This window comes from Microbulbifer sp. SH-1 (assembly GCF_011326135.1).
In the GTDB taxonomy this organism is placed as follows: domain Bacteria; phylum Pseudomonadota; class Gammaproteobacteria; order Pseudomonadales; family Cellvibrionaceae; genus Microbulbifer; species Microbulbifer harenosus.
Genome location: NZ_CP046948.1, coordinates 3,311,774 through 3,334,613, shown reverse-complemented (window position 1 = coordinate 3,334,613; position 22,840 = coordinate 3,311,774). Strand labels below are relative to the sequence as shown.

Genomic DNA, 22,840 nt, shown 5'->3' with positions numbered 1-22,840 from the left:
TTTGAAGCCGGAATTTCCCAGCGCACCACCACAATGATCCATAAACGAAACCGCGCAGCGACGGAAGACATGACCAGTTCCCGTTGGCGCCACTTGCCCAATCTGCTGTCGGCGACAAGAATTGCTCTGATTCCCGTCATTGTCTGGTTGTCGCTGATCCACGAGCATATGTTGGCGCTACTGGTCTTCGCAGCGGGCGCGCTGACCGACCTGCTCGACGGCTACCTGGCCAGGCGTTTTGGCTGGCAGAGCCATTTCGGTTCCCTGCTGGACCCCATCGCAGACCGGGTATTTGTGCTGTGCCTGATTCCCCTGTTGTGGTATTTCGACGCCATTGGTACCGCATACACCGTTCTGGTCGTGGTGCGTTACACCATACAGCTGAGTGCGCTGCCGGTGTTCATACTGTGGCTGAAAATACCTTTTCGAGTGGTGCCGGACTGGATCTCGCGGCTGGCCGCGGTGGTTGTGTTTGCCGTGCTGGGGATGGGATTTGCGGATCTGCTGGCGATTGAGCTGTTCGATGAAAGCTCCGGCGCGGAGAACACCTTTGAGCACACCATGGATGCGCTGACCTTGATCGGTTGTCTGCTGGAAATCTGGATAATGCTCAAATTTATACCGCGCTACTGGCAGATCATTCGCGGTCGTCACGATACGTTCGAGTAGCGCGGCTCGGGCATGGTCGGATAGATACATGCCCGTGTAAAACAAGCGACGAGTCAGTTGCGCCAGAACGCGGGTGTCAGCAATACCAGCAGTGTGAAAATTTCCAGTCGCCCGGCGAGCATCGCCAGAATCAGAAAAATCTTCGCGACCTCGTTCACCTCACCATAATGCGCCGCCGCATCGCCCAGTGCCGGGCCGATGTTGCTGAGGCAGGAGGCGACGGTAGAAAAGGAGGTGACAAAATTCTCCCCGGTCGCCATGACGACAATGGTGAGAATAAAAAACGACAGGATGTAAACCGCAAAAAATCCCCAAACGGCGTCGGTAACGCGCGGCGGCACGATCTTCCGATTGACCTTGATTGGCACCACCGCGTTGGGGTGCACCAGGCGATTGAGTTCACGCAGACCAGACTTCACGATCAGCATTACGCGCACCGCCTTGATACCACCGGAGGTGGAGGCGGCGCAGGCACCCATGATACCCAGCATCAACAGTACATACGGCAGGAATGCCGGCCAGGTGGCGAAGCTCTCGGAGCCGAAACCGGCGGTGGTGCCGATGGAAACCACCTGAAAAATCCCGTGCAGAAAACTGCCGCGCATGTCAAAGGTACCGGATACATACAGATAGCCGACAATGATGGCGCAGGCAGCGAGTGTCACCAGAATGTAAAAGCGGAACTCGGAGTCTTTCCAGTAGTGTTTAACGGTGCGGTTGCTGAAAGCGTAAAAGTGCAGGCCGAAGTTGATCGCGGCGGTGAGCATGAAAATGATGGCGATGGTCATGATCGCGTGATTGTGAGCGTAGAAGCCCATACTGGCATCGTGGGTGGAGAAGCCGCCGTTGGCGACGGTGGAAAACGAGTGGCCAATGGCATCGAACACGCTCATGCCTGCCCACCAGTAACCGATGGCGCACAGTACCGTGAGGGCAATATAAATTACGAACAGAGCGCGCGCCGTTTCCGCGATGCGCGGCGTCAGTTTGGTGTCTTTCACCGGTCCGGGAATTTCCGCCTTGTACAGCTGCATACCACCGATGCCGAGCATTGGCAGAATTGCCAGCGCAATGACGATGACCCCGATGCCGCCGAACCACTGCAGCTGCTGCCGGTAATACAGAATGGCTGGTGGCAGGGTATCGAGACCGACAATGGTGGTGGCGCCGGTGGTGGTAAGGCCGGAGATGGATTCGAAAATGGAATCCACAATACTCAGGTCCGGCTGTGGGCTGATGATCAGGGGCAGGGCGCCGAAGCAGCCGAGGATCAGCCAGAACAAAGAGGTCACCACGAAGCCGTCGCGGGTGCGCAGATCCTGCTTCAGGTCGTGCACCGGCAGCCACATGAACAGACCGGTGAGCAGGGTGATACCGAAGGCGATACTGAAGGCGGTGTGGGTGCCGTCGTCGTACCAAAGGGACACGCCGATGGGCGGCAGCAGTGTCAGGCTGAATACCGTCAGCAGAATACCGAAGACCCGCGCTATGACTGCCAGGCGCATTTAACCGTTCACCGCCGGGCAGTTCCCGGTCAAATTGTTGTTCATCACTCTTACCACCGTCAGAAAAAGCCGAAGCCAACCTGGAACAACTGTTCCACATGGCGGGTGTGGCGGCGGTCGACAAGAAATACGATCACGTGATCGTCGGTTTCGACGACGAGACTGTCGTGGGCGATCAGAACCTGACTCTCGCCGTCTCGCTCGCGCACTATGGCGCCGATACTGGCGCCTTCCGGCAAGTCGATATCTTCGATTTTGCGGCCCACGACTTTGGAGGTGCGACTGTCGCCGTGGGCGATGACTTCGATGGCTTCGGCGGCGCCGCGGCGCAGGGAGTGGACATTGACCATGTCTCCGCGGCGCACATGGGTGAGCAGGCTGCCGATGGTGTTCTGCTGCGGCGAGATGGCGATGTCGATCTCGCCACCCTGCACCAGGTCTACGTAGGCGCGGTTGTTGATCAGCGCCATCACCTTGCGGGTGCCAAGGCGTTTGGCAAGCAGCGAGGACATGATGTTGGCTTCGTCGTCGTTGGTGAGGGCGAGGAATACGTCGGTGTCTTCGATGTTTTCTTCCAGCAGCAGGTCCTGGTCGGAGGCGCTGCCGTGCAGCACGATGGTGTTGCTCAGGGCTTCCGATAGGAACAGGCAGCGGTCGTGGTCCTGTTCGATGACCTTTACCGAGTAGCGGTTTTCGAGTTTGTGTGCGAGGCGCAGGCCGATGTTGCCGCCGCCGGCGATGGTGATGCGTTTGTAGCCGTGTTCGAGCCGCCGCAGTTCGCTCATGACGGCGCGGATGTTCTGGCGCGCGGCGATGAAGAACACTTCGTCACCGGCTTCGATGACGGTGGAGCCCTGGGGGATGATGGGGCTGTTGCGGCGGTAAATGGCGGCGACGCGGGTGTCGACCTTGGGCATGTGCTCCCGCAGGTAGCGCAGTTGTTGGCCGACGAGCGGGCCACCCTGGACGGCGCGCACGGCGACGAGCTGGACGCGGCCGTCGGCGAAGTCGAGGACCTGCAGGGCGCCTGGGTGTTCGATCAGCCGGGAGATGTATTCGGAGACGATCTGTTCGGGGCTGATGAGGACGTCGATGGGGATGGCGTCGGTGTTGAAGAGTTCCGGGTATTGCAGGTAGGCGGCGGCGCGCACGCGGGCGATTTTGGTGGTGACGCGAAACAGGGTATGGGCGATCTGGCAGGCGGCCATGTTGGTTTCGTCGTTGTTGGTGACGGCGACGAGTATGTCGGCGTCTTCGATGCCGGCTTCCTGCAATATGTCTGGGTGCGAGGCGTGGCCGTGGACGACGCCGATGTCGAGCTTGTCGCGCAGCTCGCGCAGGGTTTTCTCGTCGCTGTCTACCAGAACAATGTCGTTGCGTTCGGAAGCCAGGCTTTCCGCCAGTGATCCGCCGACCTGGCCGGCGCCGAGAATGATGATTTTCATAATTGGTGTTTTGGCCTTTGCGCTCTGAACCTATGTGGTCCTTTTAAGCTGGCGCGGTGGCGTCGGGACACCGGGTGGGGGTTTTCAGGACCGCTGTGAACCCATCCCTGGGCGCTGCGGCGCAAACTTCCTGTTTGCGACGCTCCTGAAAACCCCCACCCGGCGCCCCGACTTCAACTCTTACTTTTGTACTTCGTAAGCAATGCTGGTCGGCAGCCGGGCAATCAACTGTTTGCGGTGGCTTTTTCCAGCTTCGCATAATAGAAGCCGTCGCCCGCATGTATGCCGGGCAGCAATTGTATACCCGCTTCCTGCGGCAGCCCCCAGGGCTGGTCGTTCAGCAATTGCGGCGTATTGTCCCTCGCATCCGGTGTCTCCGCAATGAAGCGCGCCACCTGTGCGCTGTTTTCCTCGGGGAGTATGGAACAGGTGGCGTAGAGCAGGGTGCCGCCCGGTTTGAGCAGGGGCCACATGGCATGCAGGATGCGGCCCTGGAGTTCGGCCAGTTCGGGGATGTCGTCGGGGCGGCGCAGGAGTTTGATGTCCGGGTTGCGGCGGATGACGCCGGTGGCGGAGCAGGGGGCGTCGAGCAGGATGCGGTCGTAGGGTTCGCCGTCCCACCAGTGTTGGGGCTCGGCGGCGTCGGCGCAGATGAGTTGGGCACTCATGCCCAGGCGCTCGAGGTTTTCGATGACGCGGTCGAGGCGCTCTTCTTCGACGTCGAGGGCGCTGAGGTCGAGGTCGGGTTGCCGCTCCAGCAGGTGGCAGGTTTTGCCGCCGGGGGCGGCGCAGGCGTCGAGGATTCGTTCGCCGGGCTGCGGGTCGAGTAATTCGGCGGCAAGCTGGGCGGACTGGTCCTGGACGCTGACGAGGCCGTCGTCAAAGCCGGGCAGGCGGGTGACGGCGACGGGGTTTTCCAGTACCAGGCCGGCGGCGGAAACTTCGCAGGGTTGGGCGGGAATACCGGCGTCGATGAGCTGTTTGAGGTAGTCATCGCGCGACGTTTTCGACAGGTTCACCCGCAGGGTCATGGGCGGGTTGCTGTTGTTGGCGGTGAAGATGGTTCTCGCTTCCGTTCCCCAGGCTTTCTTGATGGCCTGTTGCAGCCACTCCGGGTGCGCGGAGCTGAACTGGGGGTTGCCCGAGAGTTTGCGGGTGAGCGCTTCCTTATCCCGCAGGGCATTGCGCAGCACACCGTTGACCACGCCGCTGGCGTGGCCGAGTTTGAGTGCGCGCGCCGCTTCAACGGTGGCGCTGATGGCGGCGTGGTCGGGGATGCGGGTGTATTCCAGCTGGTACAGCCCGACCAACATCAGCGCTTCCAGCTCTTCATCTTTTACCGGCTTGCGCAGCAGCTTGGCCAGTAGCAGCTCCAGGCGCGGGGCGAAGCGCGCGGTGCCGTAACAGAGTTCCCGCAGCAGCGAACGGTTCTTTCCATTGGCCTGCTCGTCGTCCACCTGCTTTTCCGCCCACGGCAGCAATCGCTGCAGCGAGCCGCGGTCCTGGTACAGGCGACTGATCACACGCGCCGCCAGCGCCCTTGGGTCATTCATGGCCGGTACCCAGTCTGATGCCCTTTGCGAACAGGTCGCGGTAGCCCTTCAATATTTCCGCCACCGGCAGCGCCTTCTTGCCCGGCAATTGTAGTTGAGTCAGGCGCAACGCCTCGCGCCCACAGGCCACCAGAATGCCCTCGTCGTCCGCCGACAGAATCGTGCCCGGCACATCGTTGTGGCAGCCCTGTTCCAGCCGGGCACTGTAAATACGCAGGCGCTCGACGTTGCCCTTACTGTCGGCAAACTCGGTCCAGCACACCGGGAACGGATTGAACGCGCGGATCAGGCGCGCGAGCTCCGCGGCCGGGCGCGCCCAGTCAATGCGCGCTTCTTCCTTGGAAATCTTGCCCGCGTAATTGGCGAGCGCGTCGTCCTGCACCTGCGGTTGCGCCGTGCCGGATTCCAACTGATGAAGTGCGGCCAACAGCGCCGGCCCACCGAGACCCGCCAGCTTGTCGTGCAGACTGCCGCCGGTCTCGTTTGCCGCGATCGGCGTCCGCACCTCCACCAGCACCGGCCCAGTATCCAGCCCCGCCTCCATCTGCATGATCGCCACGCCGCTCTCCGCGTCCCCGGCCTCCACCGCCCGCTGAATCGGCGCCGCCCCGCGCCAGCGCGGCAGCAGCGACGCGTGCACATTCACACAGCCGAGCCGCGGCGTATCCAGCACCGCCTGTGGCAGGATCAGCCCATAGGCCACCACCACCATCACATCCGCATTCAGCGCTGCCAGCTCCTGTTGCGCCTTTTCATTGCGCAGGGACAGTGGCTGGTACACCGGAATGTTGTGCGCCAGTGCCAGCTGTTTCACCGGACTCGCCAACAGCTTCTTGCCACGCCCAGCGGGGCGATCCGGCTGGCTGTAAACGGCGATCACATTGTGCTCGCTGTCGAGCAGGGTTTGCAGATGTACGGCGGCGAAGTCAGGCGTGCCGGCAAAGATGATATTCAGGCTCATGAAAAATCTTTCAGATAAGAAGGGTTGGGCTCGACTACGAAGCCCATAAATACGATGTGAAGTCGGTGTGCCGGGTGTGGGTTTTCAGGATCGTCGCAAACAGGATGTTTGCGCCGAAGCGCCCAGGGATGGGTTCACAGTGGTCCTGAAAACCCACACCCGGCACACCGACGCCACCGGACCAGCTTAAAACTAGGCCCCTTGCCGGTGGGCCTTTTCGAGCTTGGAACGGATACGGTTGCGCTTGAGCGGCGAGATGTAATCCACAAACAGCTTGCCGTCGAGATGGTCGATCTCGTGCTGGATGCATACCGCCAGCAGCCCCTCGGCCTCCAGCGCATAGGCCTCGCCATTGCGATCCAGCGCCTTCAGGCGGATCTTGCGCGGGCGCTGCACCGTCTCGTAGAAACCTGGTACCGACAGGCAACCCTCATCGTACTTGTGGATCTCCGGATCCAACACCTCAATCTCCGGATTGATCAGCACCAGCGGCTCGCTCTTATCTTCCGACACATCGATCACCACAATGCGCTCATGCACATTGACCTGCGTCGCCGCCAGCCCAATTCCGGGCGCTTCATACATCGTTTCGAACATATCCTCAATCAGCGCACGGTGCGCATCTGTCACCTCGGCGACGGATTCGGCCACCTTGCGCAGACGGGGATCGGGGAATTCGAGGATTTCCAGTTTGGCCATAACACCTGTGACAAACTTCTAGTCTTAGTGGAACTTGCGCTGATAACATAATGATCGCGCTTGAAATTTGCTGAACTATTTTGCTGATAAAAGGGCCTCTGCCGCATTCTGGCCACAAAGCCAGCGGGCATCGTATATCCCCTTTTGCGGGCGGCATCCGCCGCTACCGGTCCAGCACTGAGAGATTATAGCGATATAAACTCCCAGCGATAGCGATATAGCCCCGCAGCAAACCATTAGGCCGACAGCGTTAGCGACAAAAAAGCATAGGAATGCTTCCATGAAAAAAATAATTCTGGCCGCCGCCGCCACTCTGTTGGTGACCTTCGGCCTGCAGGCGCAAGATGTACGCCTGAAGCCTGACCACCCGGACACCTACGTGGTGCAGAAGGGCGACACCCTCTGGGATATCTCCGGGCGCTTCCTCTCCCAGCCCTGGTACTGGCCGGAAATCTGGCAGGTAAACCCCCAGGTTGAAAACCCGCACCTGATCTATCCCGGTGACCGCCTCAATCTCGTCTATGTGAACGGCCAGCCGCGCCTTGAACTCGAGCGCGGCCCCACCGCCTACAAGCTTAGCCCGGCCAGCAACAACCGCCTCGGCCCGGCCGTGCGTCGCGAGCCCATCGACTCCGCCATCCCCGCCATCCCGCTGGATGCCATCAATGCCTTCCTGTCCCGCACCCGCATAGTCGGCCCGGGCGCTTTCAGAGGGGTGCCCTACGTAATCTCCGGCCAGGATCAGCGCATCCTGATGGGCGCCGGCGAGAAAATCTACGCGCGCGGCGATTTCCGCGAACCGCTGCCGTCCTACGGCATCTACCGCCCCGGCCCGGTGTACGCCGACCCCTACACTGGCGAGGAGCTGGGCCAGCAGGCACTGGATGTGGGTTCCGTAGACCTGCGCCAGCTGGATGCGGACAACGCCAACACCGAATTCGCGGTTGCCACCCTGGACGTCACCCGCACCAGTCGCGACATCCGTCTGCAGGACCGCCTGCTGCCGACAGAAGAGCGCGCCATTGACGCTCTGTTCCAGCCCGCCGCCCCCGAAGTACCGGTAGACGGCGTAATCCTCGGCGTCGAAGAGGGCGTGACCCAGGTGGCCAAATACGACGTGGTCGCCATCAACCGCGGCCTGCGCGAAGGTATCGAGCCCGGCCATGTCCTTGCCATTTACAAGCGCGGCGCCACCGTGCGCGACCAGATTGCCCGCCAGAATGTGAAGCTGCCGGACGAGCGCGCCGGCGTGCTCATGGTATTCCGCAGCTTTGAGAAAATGAGCCTCGGCCTGGTGCTCGAAGCCGACAAGCCGCTGGCCGTAATGGATTTAGTCCGTAATCCGTAAGCGACAAAGAAGAAGGGTGCCTCAAAAAATTTGGATTTTTGTGCGAGAGCAAGGAGGCACCGCGCGCAAAACCGGAGCGTACACGTAGTACGTGAGGATTTGAGCACGGAGCCGACGCCGCGCTCGTGCAAAAAGACAATTTTTGGAGGTACCCGCGCATGGATGCGTTGACCGCTACACTCTCCCTTTTAAGGCTCGAGGGCATAGGCCCAGGTCTCTACTGGCAACTGGTAGAGCGCTTCGGCTCCGCCGCCGCCGTCTTGCAGCAACCCCCGCAAAACCTGAATCGCAAACTGCCGGAGCGCGCCCATGCGCAGCTGGCGGAATTCCAGCGCCGCGGGCCCGAGAGCGAGCTGGGGCAATGGGCGCTGGCCGAGCGCGCGCGCTGCGCCGAGCTGTGCGTTTACCTGTTGCATCGCGACGATGACATCTACCCGGCGCTGCTGAAAGAAATCCACCGCCCGCCGCCGGTACTGTATGTGCGCGGCAATCCGCACACCCTGTCGCTGCCGCAAGTGGCGGTGGTTGGCGCGCGCCGCGCCAGCCGCGCCGGGCTCGACAATGCGCGGGACCTTTCTGCCGACCTCGCCGCCTCCGGATTCGCGATCACCTCTGGACTCGCGCTGGGCGTGGACGCGGCGGCCCACAGCGGCGCGCTGAAGGGCGGCGGCAAGACCATCGCGGTGCTGGGTACTGGCGTCGACCGCATCTATCCGGTGCGCAACGCGGTACTGGCCGAGCAGATTCTCGCTGCTGACGGTGCCATCGTCAGCGAAATGCCGCTCGGCAGCGCGCCGGAGGCGGGCAACTTCCCCCGGCGCAACCGCGTCATCTCCGGGCTGAGCCTGGGCACTCTGCTGGTGGAAGCCGCGGTGCGCTCCGGTTCGCTGATCACCGCGCGCCTGGCGCTGGAGCAGAACCGAGAGGTATTTGCCATTCCGGGGTCGATTCACAACCCGATGGCGCGGGGCTGTCACCACATGATCAAGCACGGTGCGCACCTGGTGGAAACCAGCCGCGACATCGCCGAGCAGCTGGGCGGCTTGTTGTCCGGCATGGCGAGCCAACCGGGACTGTTCGATGACGACAGGTCAGAAGTTTCCCAGCTCACCGCCGAACAGCGCCGGATCGTGAGCGCCCTCGGCGGCGATCCGCGCAGCATCGAGCAGCTGGCGCGGGATACCGGATGTGAGACCGGCGAGCTGATGGCGAGCCTGCTGCACCTGGAGCTGGAAGGTCTGGTGGAATCGCTGCCCGGCGGTTACCAGCTCACCGGCAGTGGCGTGCGCGCGCTGCCAGGCTGAATGCGCTTTTCCAGGCTGAGGGCGCTGGCCGGATGGGTGAAAAGCCGCTAGGGTCACATCTGTCATTTTCAGGGAGTGTCCATCCATGTGGCCGTTCAAATACCTCAATTCACTCCGGCGCCACGCCGCCGTCATCACCGGCGCGCTGGCGTTCACCTTTGCCGCCAGTGCGAGCGCCAAAAAAGGCGATATTTACCTCGACAAACTGAACCTGCCGCAAGGCTTCAAGATCGAGGTCTACGCCAAAGACATCCCCAACGCCCGCCACATGGTGCGCGGCGACAAGGGTACCCTGTTCGTGGGCTCTATGGGCGAGGGCAAGGTGTACGCGGTTGTCGACAAGAACGGTGATCAGCGGGCGGACGAGGTGAAGGTCATCGCCGAGGGACTGACCCGCCCCACCGGCGTCGCTTTCAAAGACGGCGACCTGTATGTCAGCGCCGTCACCAGCATCCTGCGCTTCGATGATATCGAGTCCCGCCTCGACAACCCGCCGGCGCCGGTCACCATCACCAGCCAGTTCCCGGACAAACACCACGGCTGGAAGTACATCGCCTTCGGTCCCGACGGTTGGCTCTACGTGCCCATCGGCGCGCCGTGCAATATCTGCGACGAGAAGGATTACGCCAACATCCAGCGCCTGAAAATCGACGGCGATAAGGTGACCGCCACCGAAACCTGGGCCGAAGGCGTGCGCAACACCGTCGGCTTCACCTGGCACCCGGTTACCAAACACCTGTGGTTCACCGACAATGGCCGCGACATGCTCGGCGACGATATTCCGCCCTGTGAACTGAACACCGCGCCGGTGGCGGGCAAGCATTTCGGTTATCCCTACTGTCACGGCGGCGACATCCTCGACCCCGAATTCGGCAACGGGAAAAGCTGCAGCAACTACGTGCCGCCGGTACAGAAGCTGGGCCCGCATGTGGCGCCGCTGGGCGTGAAGTTCTACACCGGCGGCCAGTTCCCGGAGGCGTATAAAAACCAGGTCTTCATCGCCGAACACGGTTCCTGGAACCGCAGTCAGAAGATTGGCTACCGGGTGACGCAGGTGACCCTGGACGAGCATGGCCGGGCCACCGGCTACAAGCCGTTTATCGACGGCTGGCTGCAGGGTGAAGAAGTCTGGGGGCGCCCGGTGGATGTGCTGGTGATGCCGGATGGCGCGCTGCTGGTGTCCGACGACTACGCCGGTGCCATATACCGGGTAACTTACGAGGGGTAATTGGCGCCTCACGCAGGGCCCCTCCGTCCGCTCCGGTGGTTGCGCCGCAAAAAGGGGCCCGGGGGGCGCCAGCCTTGTCTAGGCTGGTACTATCCGATAAATTGCGGCGCTTCCTGAGAGCCGCGGTGCCGGCCAACCGCCGCATCACAAGACCTGAAAGAGTCCCGACCCTTGTCAGAAATCAGCCCCTCAATCCTTCACTGCGCCGGCCTTACCATGGCCAATGCGGTGCGCGCCCTGTTAGCGGGTGGCGTGATCGCACACCCAACCGAGTCCGTGTGGGGGCTCGCCTGTGATCCCCACAATCCCGATGCGGTTGCCCGACTGCTGCGGCTCAAGAATCGCCCGCTGGAAAAGGGCTTGATTCTGGTGTCCGGCGACGTGAATCATTTTTCGGGCCTGTTGCACAACCTTTCCGGTGACCAGCGCGCGCGCATCGACGCCACCTGGCCGGGCCCGGTTACCTGGCTGGTGCCCCATTTTGACCAGGTGCCGGCCTGGGTCAGCGGTGTGCATCACAGTGTTGCCCTGCGCCACACCAACCACGGCTTCACTGCGGCACTTTCGCGCGCCTTCGGTGGGCCTATCGTATCTACCTCTGCCAATCCAACCGGCTGCCAGTCGGCCAGGTACAAATATCAGGTGTTGCGTTATTTCGGCGACGAGCTGGATTTTGTCGGCGGCGGAAATACCGGTGGCCGCTCTGCGCCCAGCGAGATCCGCGACGCCTCCAGCGGGCGGATTGTGCGCGCCGGTTGAGGCCCGCCCCGTCCACCTGGTGACCTAACCCCTCACTGCCATTCACATCTAGCTGCGTGCATAAATCCATGACAACAGTGAATATCCAGGCCGTCAAAGACTATCTGCTGAACCTGCAGGATCGCATTTGTGCGGCGTTGGTGGATGTGGACGGCAGCGAATTTTTTGAAGACACCTGGGAGCGCGAGGGCGGCGGCGGTGGTCGCACGCGGGTGCTTGAAAACGGTGATGTGATCGAAAAAGGTGGGGTGAATTTTTCCCACGTATATGGCGACAAACTGCCGCCGTCGGCGACGGCGGCGCGCCCGGAGCTTGCCGGCCGCTCGTTCGAGGCGATGGGGGTGAGCCTGGTGATCCACCCGCGCAATCCCTATGCGCCGACCAGTCACGCGAATGTGCGTCTCTTCGTCGCACAAAAGGAAGGGGCGGAGCCGGTGTGGTGGTTCGGCGGTGGCTACGATCTGACGCCCTACTACGGTTTCGAGGAAGACGTGGTGCACTGGCACCAGACGGCGAAGAATGCCTGTGCGCCGTTCGGTGCAGAGGTTTATCCGCGCTTTAAAACCTGGTGCGATGAGTATTTTTATCTGAAACACCGCAGCGAGGCGCGCGGTGTGGGCGGGCTGTTTTTCGACGATTTCCACGAGGGTGGTTTCGACCATGCGTTTGGCCTGATGCGGGCGGTGGGCGACAGTTATCTGGAGGCCTATCTGCCAATTTTGAACCGACGCAAGGATATTGAATACGGTGAGCGCGAGCGAGATTTCCAGCTGTACCGCCGCGGACGTTATGTGGAATTCAACCTGGTGTTTGACCGCGGCACGCTGTTTGGGTTGCAGAGCGGTGGGCGCACGGAATCCATTCTGATGTCGCTGCCGCCGGAGGTGCGCTGGCGATACGACTGGCATCCGGAGCCCGGATCTGCTGAAGCAAAGCTATATACAGATTTCCTGCCGCACCGGGATTGGGTCTGAGATTTTGAATAGCGCTGGTGGCGGTGCCGCTACCGGGCTTCCCTTTGCGAGACACGGGCTAGGCGCCCCCTCAACCCATCCCTGGGGACTCTTCTAAAACACCCCTGTTTTAGAAGGTCTCGCAAAGGGAATCCCGGCATCGACACCTTCTCGATTATTTCAGTGGTATTTTTCTAATAGGGAATCGCCATGCACAAGGCTCGTCTGGAAGACATCAATAAACTGTTCCTGGAATACCGCCGCCTGTTCGAAGCGCGCGATGCGGAGAAAATCGCGGACTTCTATCGTTTCCCCATTCATTACTATTTTTCCGATGGCAAAAAGTCTCAACTGAGCCGCGAGTATTTTGTCGGCCGTGTGAAAAAGCTGCTGCGGCTGTATCAAAAACTCGGCGTGAGCCAGATCGTCGGTGCGGTAACCGATGTGATCGAGCTGAATGAAAACACCAGTCTTGCAACCCTCAACTGGGTGTTGCTGGATACCAGTGGCGAAAAGCCGAAGCAGATTTACAGCGCAATTACCCGCTACATGGTGTGTGAAGTCGCCGGCAAGCTGAAAATCGACGGGCTGATCGGTGTCAATGAAACACTGCAGCTGAAGAATGCGCTCCGTCAGCTGTAAACATAATTATTGAATCAGGTTTAATGGTCATGGATCGATACGCCGTCATCGGCAACCCCATCAAACAGTCTCTGTCGCCGGTGATTCACACCGCGTTTGCGCAGCAGACAGGTCAGCAACTCGAATACGGCAAGCTGTTCGCGGAGGTGGACGGCTTCAAAGACGTGGTGGATGCGTTCTTTGCGGCGGGGGCGAAGGGGCTGAATATCACGGCGCCGTTCAAGCTGGATGCATTTGAGTATGCCGACACCCTGAGCGAACGCGCGCGCACGGCGGGGGCGGTGAATACGCTGGCATTGCAGGGCGATGGCAGGCTGCTCGGGGACAATACCGACGGCCCGGGGCTGGTGTCGGATATCCGCAATCACCTGGGCTGGAGCATAAAGGGCAAGAAGCTGCTGGTGCTGGGAGCCGGCGGTGCGACCCGCGGCACGCTGTTGCCGCTGCTGAAGGAACAGCCGGCGCTGCTGCATATCGCAAACCGCACGGCGGCCAAGGCCGAGCAGCTGGCGGACGATTTCTCCGCGCACGGCAGCCTGACGGCGAGCGGGCTCGAGGATATTCCCGCGGGGTTTGACCTGATCATCAATGCCAGTGCCGCGGGGCTCTCCGGGGAGCGGCCGCAGATTGCCGAGGTGGTGGTAGGGCAGGGCTGCTGTGCCTACGACATGGTGTACGGCGCGGAGCCGACACCGTTCATGCGCTGGGCGGCCGATCTCGGCGCGCAGACCGCCGATGGCCTGGGCATGCTGGTGGGGCAGGCGGCGGAGGCGTTTTACCTGTGGCGCGGGGTGCGCCCGCAGGTTGAGCCGGTGCTGGAAATGCTGCGCGGTGAACTGCGCAAGAAACTGGCCGCGACCGCGAAATAAACCTTCGCGCTATCCCACCATTTTCCCGGGACGGTTTTCATTACTGAACGGTCACAGACAGGTGTCGTGACCGTCTCGCCACACTATCTTTCCGCTGCGGGCCGCACGATTTTATCGGCGCCGGTCATTTTTCTGCGGGATTTTTCAGAAACGTCGGCAAATTGCCGTGAGCAGGGCGTAATAAGGCCGGATGAAGGCGCGGTGCAGCGTGCTTTCTGGCTGTTTTTTGGTATCCTCTCGCCCCTTAATTTGGGCCGGGTCGGGCACGCCCTTGTGGTGAGACCCGTTTCCTCCCTGCCCATCCCTGGTATCGGTGGCGAATAACGCCCCGGCGCTCGTGAACCTCTGGAGTTAAGCGCACGTGAAACAGATTCCCTTCGAAACAGTCACCATCGTGATGGGGTCCCAATCTGACTGGCCGACCATGCAAATGGCGACCAAGCCCCTCACCGAACTGGGAGTCCCCTTTGCCACGGCGGTGGTTTCCGCCCACCGCACGCCCCAGCGCATGGTGGAGTTCGCCACCACCGCCCACGAGCGCGGCACCAAAGTGATCATTGCCGGCGCCGGCGGTTCCGCGCACCTGCCGGGCATGATTGCCGCCATGACCCCGCTGCCGGTGATCGGCGTGCCGGTGGAGAGCAAGTTCATGACCGGCATGGACAGCCTGCTGTCTATTGTACAGATGCCCAAGGGCGTGGCCGTGGCCACTCAGGCGGTGGGCGCCTCCGGTGCCTACAACGCGGGCCTGATGGCGGCGCAGATGCTGTCCCTGTCGGACCCGGAGCTGCAGCAGCGTCTGATTCAGTGGCGCGAGAGCCAGAGCGCCGGCGTACCGTTCGAAGTCGAATAAGACTGGCGAGAACGGAGCAGAGAAGACGTACGAATTCAGAGGTATACCGGAAATGACCGAGAGACGAGTAGGCATTGTCGGCTGCGGCCAGCTGGCGCAGATGATGGCCCAGGAAGCGCGCCCGCTGGGCATTGAATTCAGTTTCCTCGCCGAGGGCGGTGAGAACACCACCTGCGTGGAGGGGCTCGGCACGATCGTCGACGCCTCCAGCGGTGCGGATATCGAGGCCCTGTACCGCGCCATGGGCGAGCCAGAGGTGATTACCGCCGAGCGCGAGGGCGTATCCGTGGAGCTGCTGCGCGCGCTGGAAAAATTCTGCCCGGTCTACCCGCGCCCGGACGCGTTTGAAAAAACCCAGCACCGCCTGCGCGAGAAAACCGCCATCACTGCCGCCGGCCTGCCGGTGGCACCGTTCCTGCCGGCCAGCAATTACGCGGAGATCTGCGCGGCGGTAAAACAGCTCGGCTACCCCTCGTTCATCAAAAGCTGTGAACACGGCTACGACGGCAAGAACCAGTGGCGGGTGAACAGCGACGAGGATCTCGCGGCCATCGCCAACGATGTACCCGAATCGGAATACGTGGTGGAGCAGGGCATTCACTTCTCCCGCGAAGTTTCCCTGATCGGTGCGCGCACCGCCGACGGTGCCGTGATCACCTACCCGCTGGCGGAAAACGACCACTACCAGGGCACCCTGCTGGTCTCCACCGCACCGGCGCCCCACGTGAGCGAGGCGCTGCAGCACACCGCCGAGACTTACCTGGCCACTCTGATGAACGCCTGGGACTATGTGGGTGTGCTCGCCATGGAGTGCTTTGTTACCGACGACGGCCTGCTGATCAACGAGCTGGCGCCGCGGGTGCACAACAGCGGTCACTGGACCCTGGCCGGTGCCGATACCAGCCAGTTCGCCAACCATGTGCGCGCGATCCTCGGCATGCCGCTCGGCGAAACCCACTGCGAGCGCGTGGCGGTGATGATCAACATGCTCGGCGTCGACAAAACCCCCGCACTGCCGAACGAAGGTGTGTGGTCCTACGGTAAGGAACTGCGCCCCGGGCGCAAGATGGGCCACGTGATCCTGCTGGACGACACCCAGGAAGCACTCGCCGCGCGCATCGACAGCATGCTGGAAGAGTTGTACGGTCCGACGAAAAGACCCGCCTGATCGGGCAAAATAACAGGAGATAATAAGTGCGAGAATTCCTGAAAAACCTGTCGGTGTGTTTTGCCGCGGGCTGTTTTGCCGGCCTCGCCTATGCGCTGGGCCTGTGGGCGCTGGGGCACTACGGGATTACCCGCGCGCTGTCGGTGGATATCGCCCCGCATCTCTCCAATGCCTATATCTACCAGCGCGTGGTGTGGGGCGGTGTGTGCGGCCTGATTTTCCTGCTGCCGTGGCGCAAGAGCTGGGTGGCCCGTGGTTTTCTGCTGTCACTGATTCCCGCCGGTATTCTGTTGCTGCTGTTGCTGCCCATGCGCGGCTTCGGCATCGGCGCGCTGGCCCTGGGGACGCTGACACCGCTGGTGATTATCCTCGCCTGTGCGGCCGGCGGTATTGCCGGGTCCGGGCTGTTGCGAGCCCAGGGCAAATAAACCTCACAGAGCGGGCGAGGGCTGTGCGCAATCTCAGTCTCGATCAACTGCAGCTGTTCGTCAGCGCGTGCGAGCTCGGCTCCTTTTCCGCAGTTGCCCGCCAAACCGGTCGCGCCCAGTCCGCGGTGAGTGCCCAGATACAAAACCTGGAGCTCGATCTCGGTCTCGCGCTGTTCGACCGCAGCGGCAAATTCCCCAGACCCACCGATGTAGCCCTCGCTTTGCTGCCGATGGCCCGCCTTTCGATTGGTCAATTGCGTCGCCTGCAGCAGGCTGCGGACTCCTATCAGGGCGGCGAAGAGTCGCAACTCAGGATTTTGTTCGAAGAGCAGGTCATGCCGGACCGGCTGAACGACATGCTCGCGGCATTTGCCGAACAGTTTCCGAACACCCTGATCCACGCCAGTAGTGTCGACGGGGAGTGGGCCATCGACCGGATCAGCCGAGGTGAGGCCGATTTCGCTTTCGTTACCGCACGGGGTGGTTATCCGGCCGAGGTGGACTCCAATAATCTCGGCCAGCAACAGATCCTTACCCTCGCTGCGCCGGACCACCCTCTCGCGCAAATGCCGCTGGCCAGCCTCGCCGAGGCGGCAAATTACCGGCAGATTCTGATTGCCAGCAGTGCCAGCGAATCCGCCCTCGATCCCCCGTATACCCAGGTCGCCGCCCAATGCTGGTTCACCGATTCCCTTTTGCAGGGGCTGGAACTGGCCGCCAAGGGGGTGGGTTGGGTAAACGCGCCCTTCGAGCTGGCGCGCCCCTACTTGAAAAGTGGTCGGTTGGTGGAGTTGAAACTCACCAGTGCACTTTCGGCTTGGAGCCTCGGTGTAGACCTGCTGTGGTCCAACCGCACAGCACAGGGCGTTGCCGCACGCTGGTTTGCGCGGGAAGCGCATCGTCTCTACGGCAACTACTACAGCCCTCCCCAGTAGATCTCTCCCTGATCGTTTTTCCTATCTGAATTTCCGATAGATACCAACTTTTACTGAAGGATATTCCAGTAGAAACTTCGCGCATGATCAAAAGTGGCGGAGAGGTATTTTCGTGAGCGAATTTTGGCAATGGATAGGCAACAGCCTGGTGCTGGGTATTGGGGCGACGCTTGTCTGCGACATCTGGGGGCAGTTCGTGCGCCTGGTCACGGGTATAGCTCCGCTGGATTGGCGTTTGGTGGGGCGCTGGATCGGGCATATGCCACGCGCATTCACCCACGACAATATCGGCAAGGCACAGCCCGTCAGGGCAGAAACGGCGCTGGGCTGGAGCGCCCACTACCTGACAGGTATCGCTTTGGCCGCCGCAATGCTGGGTATTTATGGCAACGACTGGGTGGCGGCACCGCGGCTTTCTGAAGCGCTCGCCTTCGGTCTGGCTACCGTGCTGCTGCCATTTTTTGTGATGCAGCCGGCACTGGGTGCCGGTATCGCTGCCGCTCGCACACCCCGGCCGATGCGCGCGCGACTCCTGAGTGTGCTGACTCACGGTGCATTTGGCGTGGGACTTTGGTGCAGCGCGGTGCTGGCGAATTTTTTCCAATAGTTATTCGTTGATGAAACCCGGAGGTGAATTGTGGATGACAAAACCGCACAACAACAACTGGCAGAGTTTGGTGAATATTACCGCTACGATGTGGGGTATCTGCAGGATTTCCTGCAGCTTGCGCCCAAGGGTTACGAGGCGTTCCAGGGATTTCAACCGCTGTCCCTATACCGCGACCAGCTGCCGCTGGATATTTACTGGGTGAGCCGGCTGGCGTCGATGCAGATAGCGGACTGCGGCGAGTGCCTGCAACTGACCGTGCGCATGGCGCTGGAGGCGGGGCTGGATAAAAATCTGGTAAAGGCATGCATCGAGGGCGGCAGCCGCCTCCCGGAAAGTCTCAAGGACGTCTATGACTTCGCCAGTGCTGTCGCCAGCTACCGCGCCATTGACCCGCAACTGGATGCGCGGATCGACCAGCAACTGGACAAGGCTCAGCGTATTGAGCTGGGAATCTGCGTGGCGACGGCGGCGGTTTACCCGACCATCAAGCGGGCGCTGGGCATTGCCCAGCGCTGCAGTCTGGTGGAAATTGAGTACGCTGCGTAATCGCGGGCTCAATTAACCCGGGGAAACTGCGGGCCTTACGGAAGCGCGCGCGAGCGGTTGGCACATGCAGTGCACGCCGCCACCGCCGGCGGTGATCATGGAAATATCCGGGTCGATGACGGTGAGACCGCGCGCGCGGCATTTCTCTTTCAGTTCGGTGTTGTCCGATGGCAGCATTACGCGATCACTGCCGAGCGCGACGACGTTGACGCCCAGTTCCATTACTTGCGGGTAGGAGATGTCGATAATCTCGAAGTTGCGGGATTTGAACCACTGCACCAGTTCCGGCTCCACCGCGTCCACACACACGGCTACTAATTTGTCGGCGAGTGCGGCGACGAGCACGTCCAGATGCAGGAAGTAGGGGTCGAACTCGTAGCCTTTTACTTCCCAGCCTTCTTTTTCGATCCAGCTTTTCATCTGCTTGAAACCCTGCGGTGAGGTGCGCTCGCCGGAGTGGCCGCACAGGATGACGCCGGGCTCGAGCACCATGAAGTCGCCGCCCTCTAAACTGCCGGCGGTGATGATGTCGTAAATCGGGATGTCGAGTTCTTGGTAGGTCTTGACCACGTCGACCCATTCGCCACGGCGCCAGGGGGAGTACATCTGGGTGACGATGGGGCCCCAGGGGGTCATGACGCTGCTGTCGCGGGCGTAGAGTTGGTAGGGGAGGTTTTCGTCGGCGGGCAGCAGGTGGGTGGTGACGCCGGCGTGTTTGTAGGCGTCGAGCATTTCCTGGTGCTGGCGTTTGGCGACATCGGCATTGAATTCGCGGCCGAGGCGCACGGAGCGGCGGGAGGCGGCGTTGCCCATTTGCCAGGTGTAGTGGTCGATGGGGCCGACGAGCAGGTCGGTGAGTACGCCGTACTCGGAGTCGATACCCCAGCGGGCGAGGGGGGCGGTATCGCCATTGTCGTTGCGGTGTTTGTAAGTAAATTCGGTCATTGTGGTTCTCGCGAGTTCTGTGGTTTTTAGGAGCGCTGTTTTGGCTCTGTGGCGCTCTTGCTGCTGGTGGCCATTCGCGAGACACGGGCTAGGCGCCCCCCCTCAACCCATCCCTGGGGGCTCTTCTAAAACATCCCTGTTTTAGAAGGTCTCGCGAATGGCCCCCGGCAGCAGGAGCTTCGCGTTGAATTTCTTTACTCTGTAAGAGAAAAATCTAAACGGCGCTGTTTGCCATTTTCAGCATGGCGTGCAGCAGTACATTCGCACCCGCTTCCAGATCTTCCGGCTCCGCATATTCCGCTTCGTTGTGGCTCAGGCCTTTTTCACAGGGCACGAAGATCATGCTGGTGGGCGCGACGCGGGAGATGTACACGGAGTCGTGGCCGGCGCCGGAGACCATTTCCTTGTTACTGTAGCCGAGCTCGGCGACAGCGGAGCGCACGGCTTCCACGCACTTTTCGTCAAATTTCACCGCGGGTGAGCGCCATTCGTCGCGGATCTGGTGTTCGAGGCCGGTTTCGTCGGCGATGCGGGCGGCGATTTCGCGGAAGCGCTGGTCCATGGTGTTGAGGATGTTCTGGTCCGGGTGGCGCAGGTCGACGGCGAGGACCAGTTTTTCCGGGACGGTGTTGCGGCTGCCGGGTTCGACGCGGATGTCGCCGAAGGTGGCGCGGGCCCAGGGGGCGTGTTCGGCGGCGAGTTTGTAGAGGGCGTCGAGGATGCGGTGCAGGCCCATGAAGGGGTCGCGGCGGCCTTCCATGGGGCTGGGGCCGGCGTGGCAGGGTTGGCCGATGAGGGTGAGGTCGTACCAGTGCATGCCCTGAACGCCGGTGAGCACGCCAATCTGCTTCTGTTCTGCTTCGAGGATCGGGCCCTGTTCGATGTGGACTTCGAAGGCGGCGCTGAGGGGGCGCGCTTGCGCGGGCGCTTTTCCTTTGTAGCCGATCCGCGCGAGTTCTTTGCCGAAGGTTTTGCCTTCCTTGTCGGCGCGCGCGTAGGCGTAGTCGAGGTCGAAGTTTCCACTCCACACGCCGGAACCGATCATGGCGGGGGAAAAGCGCGCACCTTCTTCGTTGGTCCACACCGCGACTTCCAGCGGGGCTTCGGTTTCGATGCCCGCGTCGTTCAGGGTGCGCACGACTTCGAGGCCGGCGAGTACGCCGTAGACGCCGTCGAAGCGTCCGCCGGTGGGCTGGGTGTCGAGGTGCGAGCCGGTGAGCACTGGCGGCAGGTGGGGGTTATTGCCTTGGCGGCGGGCGAAGATGTTGCCCATTTTATCAATCGTGACATCGCAACCGGCGTCTTTGCACCAGTGCACGAAGAGGTCGCGGCCCTGTTTATCCAGGTCGGTAAGCGCCTGGCGGTTGCAGCCGCCCTTTTCGGTGGCGCCGATTTGCGCCATTTCCATCAAAGAATCCCACAGGCGCTGGCCGTCAATGCGCAGTTGGCTGAAGTCGGTCATCGAGTCGTCCAAAAGCAGTAGATTTTTAGAGGAGCCGTTGTGTGTATCCAAGGTCCGGTACATCAGGTTTAGTACAAATGGCTGTTGCCATTCTGCCGCGGCAGCGAACTGATGATTGTTGAACTCGGTGGCCGCCCGCGATGAAACTGCGGAATGTCGAAGGGCTAAGTGCAGTAACTGCTGTGTTTTTCGCTAGCGAAATACCCGCGTATCACCTGTTGCGACTCGGGCCCGGGTGAAAAATTGCGCACCTGAATGTTATTCTTCCGCGCCAAGTAGCAACAAAGAACACAAAAACACAGGAGATTGCGGTGAAAAGGACTTTTCTCGGGATGATGTTGATTCTCGCCGGTGCTGCGCTGCCGGCACAGGCAAATTTCGACAAGGCCATGGAGGCCTACACTGCGGGAAACTTTACCGAAGCCTACCGCAGCTTCGACGCACTGGCCGCGATCGGCGACTACGGTTCGGCATTCAATATCGGAGTCATGTACTACCGGGGCGAGTATGTTGAGCGCGACCCTGTAGAGGCCTGGGCGTGGATGCAGTTGGCGGGGTCCGAGTCTGACACGGAAAACATGTTGCTCACTGCTGAGAAAGTCTTCTCAGGCCTCAGTGTGGCGCAGCAGCAGGCGGCCAAGGCGCGTCTGGATGCGCTGCTGGACAGCTATAGCACAGAAGTACTGAGCAGGGAGTTAGCGCCGGTACTGCTTTCAGACGATGAGTGCGACGTGGACCGCACACCGGTGTCGAAGAAGCAACCGGTATACCCGTGGAGAGCGTTGCGCGCAGGGGAATTTGGCCGCGTGGTGGTGGAGTATTCGGTGATGCCCGGTGGCCACGTGCGGGATGTGGGGGTAGTGCAAACCTCCGGGGAGGAATTTTCGCAGGCCTGCCCGAAGCACAGCAGTATCTGGCCAGCAGTCCTGGGGCAATGCCTGAGGAAGAGCGCCGCGCCCACGCCATCCGCTGGCTAAAAAACGCTGCGGCCAATGGCCACTATTTCTCGGGCCTGCTGTTGGCATGGGAGCTGGTATCCGGCCCGGGCCAGATTACGCAGGAAGAGTTGTCGCACGCGGAAAAGCTGGTGGCGGCGGAGCCTGTGAATTATTTCGACAAGGTCCGCATCCTGGAGACCGAAGCGGCTGTGGCTGCCGCGCGGGGCGATTTTCCGCGCGCACAGCGGCTGCAGAAGAAGGCCGTGAAGATTGCCGACCGGCTGGAGTGGGACCTGCGCGATGTGCACCATCGGATGGAGGCCTACAAGCGCAAGGAAAAATGGGTTGGACCCTACTACTACGATATTGAACTGGAGCCGACGCCACTGCAGGCATCGGCGCAATAACCGCGATGTGCAACCGGGGCCGGCGTACATGGCAACATTTGCTGTGCGCCGGCGGCCTTTGCGTCAGCCTGCGAGATATTCATCCTTGAGTTTTACGTAGTTGCCGGCGGTGTAGGTGAAGAATTTTTTCTCCTTTTCCGACAGTGGCCGCGCTTGTTTTGCCGGCGAGCCAACATACAGATAACCACTTTCCAGCCGCTTGCCCGGCGGTACCAGCGCGCCGGCGGCGAGCACGACTTCGTCTTCGATAACCGCGCCGTCCAGTACAATCGTGCCGATGCCGATCAGCACCCGGCTGCCCACGGTGCAGCCGTGCAGGCAGGCCTTGTGTCCGATGGTGACATCGTCACCGATGGTGAGCGGCCAGCCGCCTTCGTTGAAATCGCTGGCGTGGGTAATGTGCAGCACTGCGCCGTCCTGCACGCTGGTGCGGGCGCCGATGCGCACCCGGTGCATGTCGCCGCGGATTACCGCCATCGGCCACACGGAAGAGTCGTCACCGAGTTCCACGTCGCCGATCACACAGCTCTGGGGGTCGATATACACCCGCTCGCCGGGTTTCGGGCTGTGGCCCCGGTGTTGACGCAATGTTTGGGAATCGGGCTTGGACAAG

General features: G+C 61.4%; 25 protein-coding genes. 17 read left to right on the top strand and 8 right to left on the bottom strand.

The window, feature by feature from the left end:
• Window positions 1–33 precede the first annotated feature (33 nt).
• Window positions 34–669 carry a CDP-alcohol phosphatidyltransferase family protein gene (locus GNX18_RS13700; protein WP_166218799.1) on the top strand — a complete coding sequence of 212 codons (636 nt, stop codon included), beginning with the start codon at window positions 34–36 and terminating at the stop codon, window positions 667–669.
• A 53-nt stretch (window positions 670–722) separates the two neighbouring features.
• Here the strand turns inward: GNX18_RS13700 and GNX18_RS13695 are convergent, their stop codons facing one another.
• The 5 genes from GNX18_RS13695 to def all read right to left on the bottom strand — a co-directional run bounded on the left by GNX18_RS13695 (window position 723) and on the right by def (window position 6,832).
• Window positions 723–2,174 (bottom strand): TrkH family potassium uptake protein, encoded by a 1,452-nt coding sequence (locus GNX18_RS13695; RefSeq protein WP_166218797.1) that lies wholly within the window; start codon window positions 2,172–2,174, stop codon window positions 723–725.
• A gap of 59 nt (window positions 2,175–2,233) precedes the next feature.
• Entirely contained in the window at window positions 2,234–3,619 is a 1,386-nt protein-coding gene (gene trkA, locus GNX18_RS13690; protein ID WP_138236694.1) for a Trk system potassium transporter TrkA, read from the bottom strand.
• A gap of 224 nt (window positions 3,620–3,843) precedes the next feature.
• Window positions 3,844–5,172: a 16S rRNA (cytosine(967)-C(5))-methyltransferase RsmB gene (rsmB, locus tag GNX18_RS13685; RefSeq protein ID WP_166218796.1), complete on the bottom strand. Its 1,329-nt coding sequence runs from the start codon at window positions 5,170–5,172 to the stop codon at window positions 3,844–3,846.
• The gene (fmt, locus tag GNX18_RS13680; RefSeq protein WP_166218794.1) at window positions 5,165–6,133 is read right to left on the bottom strand and encodes a methionyl-tRNA formyltransferase; all 969 of its coding nucleotides are present in this window, start codon (window positions 6,131–6,133) and stop codon (window positions 5,165–5,167) included. The genes rsmB and fmt overlap by 8 nt, the downstream gene beginning before the upstream one ends.
• A 192-nt stretch (window positions 6,134–6,325) precedes the next feature.
• Window positions 6,326–6,832: a peptide deformylase gene (gene def, locus GNX18_RS13675; protein WP_138236691.1), complete on the bottom strand. Its 507-nt coding sequence runs from the start codon at window positions 6,830–6,832 to the stop codon at window positions 6,326–6,328.
• 280 nt (window positions 6,833–7,112) lie between these two features.
• Here def and GNX18_RS13670 point away from each other — a divergent pair, with 280 nt between their 5' ends.
• The 14 genes from GNX18_RS13670 to GNX18_RS13605 all read left to right on the top strand — a co-directional run bounded on the left by GNX18_RS13670 (window position 7,113) and on the right by GNX18_RS13605 (window position 18,475).
• Window positions 7,113–8,180 carry a LysM peptidoglycan-binding domain-containing protein gene (locus tag GNX18_RS13670; protein WP_166218792.1) on the top strand — a complete coding sequence of 356 codons (1,068 nt, stop codon included), beginning with the start codon at window positions 7,113–7,115 and terminating at the stop codon, window positions 8,178–8,180.
• Window positions 8,181–8,338: 158 nt separating this feature from the next.
• A complete protein-coding gene (gene dprA / locus GNX18_RS13665) occupies window positions 8,339–9,484 on the top strand; it encodes a DNA-processing protein DprA (protein WP_138236689.1) in 1,146 nt (381 codons plus the stop codon).
• 85 nt (window positions 9,485–9,569) lie between these two features.
• Entirely contained in the window at window positions 9,570–10,712 is a 1,143-nt protein-coding gene (locus GNX18_RS13660; RefSeq protein WP_166218790.1) for a sorbosone dehydrogenase family protein, read from the top strand.
• Between the two features lie 171 nt (window positions 10,713–10,883).
• On the top strand, window positions 10,884–11,471 hold the full coding sequence (locus GNX18_RS13655; protein ID WP_371808076.1) for an L-threonylcarbamoyladenylate synthase: 588 nt from the start codon (window positions 10,884–10,886) through the stop codon (window positions 11,469–11,471).
• A 68-nt stretch (window positions 11,472–11,539) separates the two neighbouring features.
• Window positions 11,540–12,445 carry an oxygen-dependent coproporphyrinogen oxidase gene (gene hemF, locus GNX18_RS13650; RefSeq protein ID WP_138236687.1) on the top strand — a complete coding sequence of 302 codons (906 nt, stop codon included), beginning with the start codon at window positions 11,540–11,542 and terminating at the stop codon, window positions 12,443–12,445.
• Between the two features lie 189 nt (window positions 12,446–12,634).
• Window positions 12,635–13,066, top strand: a complete 432-nt coding sequence (locus GNX18_RS13645) for a hypothetical protein (RefSeq protein WP_166218788.1) — start codon at window positions 12,635–12,637, stop codon at window positions 13,064–13,066.
• Window positions 13,067–13,095: 29 nt separating this feature from the next.
• On the top strand, window positions 13,096–13,935 hold the full coding sequence (gene aroE, locus GNX18_RS13640) for a shikimate dehydrogenase (RefSeq protein ID WP_166218786.1): 840 nt from the start codon (window positions 13,096–13,098) through the stop codon (window positions 13,933–13,935).
• Window positions 13,936–14,001: 66 nt separating this feature from the next.
• Window positions 14,002–14,259 (top strand): hypothetical protein, encoded by a 258-nt coding sequence (locus tag GNX18_RS13635; RefSeq protein WP_166218784.1) that lies wholly within the window; start codon window positions 14,002–14,004, stop codon window positions 14,257–14,259.
• Between the two features lie 37 nt (window positions 14,260–14,296).
• On the top strand, window positions 14,297–14,788 hold the full coding sequence (gene purE, locus GNX18_RS13630) for a 5-(carboxyamino)imidazole ribonucleotide mutase (protein ID WP_138236683.1): 492 nt from the start codon (window positions 14,297–14,299) through the stop codon (window positions 14,786–14,788).
• Between the two features lie 52 nt (window positions 14,789–14,840).
• Complete coding sequence (locus GNX18_RS13625; RefSeq protein ID WP_138236682.1) at window positions 14,841–15,956, top strand: 5-(carboxyamino)imidazole ribonucleotide synthase; 1,116 nt, start codon at window positions 14,841–14,843, stop codon at window positions 15,954–15,956.
• A 26-nt stretch (window positions 15,957–15,982) separates the two neighbouring features.
• Entirely contained in the window at window positions 15,983–16,384 is a 402-nt protein-coding gene (locus GNX18_RS13620) for a hypothetical protein (RefSeq protein WP_138236681.1), read from the top strand.
• A 23-nt stretch (window positions 16,385–16,407) separates the two neighbouring features.
• A complete protein-coding gene (locus GNX18_RS13615) occupies window positions 16,408–17,319 on the top strand; it encodes a LysR family transcriptional regulator (RefSeq protein ID WP_166218782.1) in 912 nt (303 codons plus the stop codon).
• A 112-nt stretch (window positions 17,320–17,431) separates the two neighbouring features.
• Window positions 17,432–17,926 (top strand): DUF2938 domain-containing protein, encoded by a 495-nt coding sequence (locus tag GNX18_RS13610; RefSeq protein WP_138236679.1) that lies wholly within the window; start codon window positions 17,432–17,434, stop codon window positions 17,924–17,926.
• 30 nt (window positions 17,927–17,956) lie between these two features.
• Window positions 17,957–18,475, top strand: coding sequence for a hypothetical protein (locus GNX18_RS13605; RefSeq protein ID WP_138236678.1), 519 nt, complete (start codon window positions 17,957–17,959; stop codon window positions 18,473–18,475).
• Between the two features lie 12 nt (window positions 18,476–18,487).
• On the opposite strand, the gene GNX18_RS13600 is transcribed toward GNX18_RS13605, so the two are convergent.
• Together GNX18_RS13600 and GNX18_RS13595 are read right to left on the bottom strand one after the other, a co-directional pair.
• Window positions 18,488–19,420, bottom strand: a complete 933-nt coding sequence (locus GNX18_RS13600; RefSeq protein ID WP_166218780.1) for a dimethylarginine dimethylaminohydrolase family protein — start codon at window positions 19,418–19,420, stop codon at window positions 18,488–18,490.
• Window positions 19,421–19,634: 214 nt separating this feature from the next.
• Window positions 19,635–20,882 (bottom strand): Zn-dependent hydrolase, encoded by a 1,248-nt coding sequence (locus GNX18_RS13595; protein WP_166218778.1) that lies wholly within the window; start codon window positions 20,880–20,882, stop codon window positions 19,635–19,637.
• A 311-nt stretch (window positions 20,883–21,193) separates the two neighbouring features.
• Between GNX18_RS13595 and GNX18_RS13590 the strand changes: the two genes are divergently transcribed.
• Both GNX18_RS13590 and GNX18_RS13585 read left to right on the top strand, forming a co-directional pair.
• Window positions 21,194–21,859: an energy transducer TonB gene (locus GNX18_RS13590; protein WP_166218776.1), complete on the top strand. Its 666-nt coding sequence runs from the start codon at window positions 21,194–21,196 to the stop codon at window positions 21,857–21,859.
• The gene (locus GNX18_RS13585; protein ID WP_166218774.1) at window positions 21,817–22,227 is read left to right on the top strand and encodes a hypothetical protein; all 411 of its coding nucleotides are present in this window, start codon (window positions 21,817–21,819) and stop codon (window positions 22,225–22,227) included. The genes GNX18_RS13590 and GNX18_RS13585 overlap by 43 nt, the downstream gene beginning before the upstream one ends.
• 63 nt (window positions 22,228–22,290) lie before the next feature.
• On the opposite strand, the gene GNX18_RS13580 is transcribed toward GNX18_RS13585, so the two are convergent.
• On the bottom strand, window positions 22,291–22,839 hold the full coding sequence (locus GNX18_RS13580) for a gamma carbonic anhydrase family protein (protein ID WP_205827919.1): 549 nt from the start codon (window positions 22,837–22,839) through the stop codon (window positions 22,291–22,293).
• Window position 22,840: the final 1 nt, after the last annotated feature.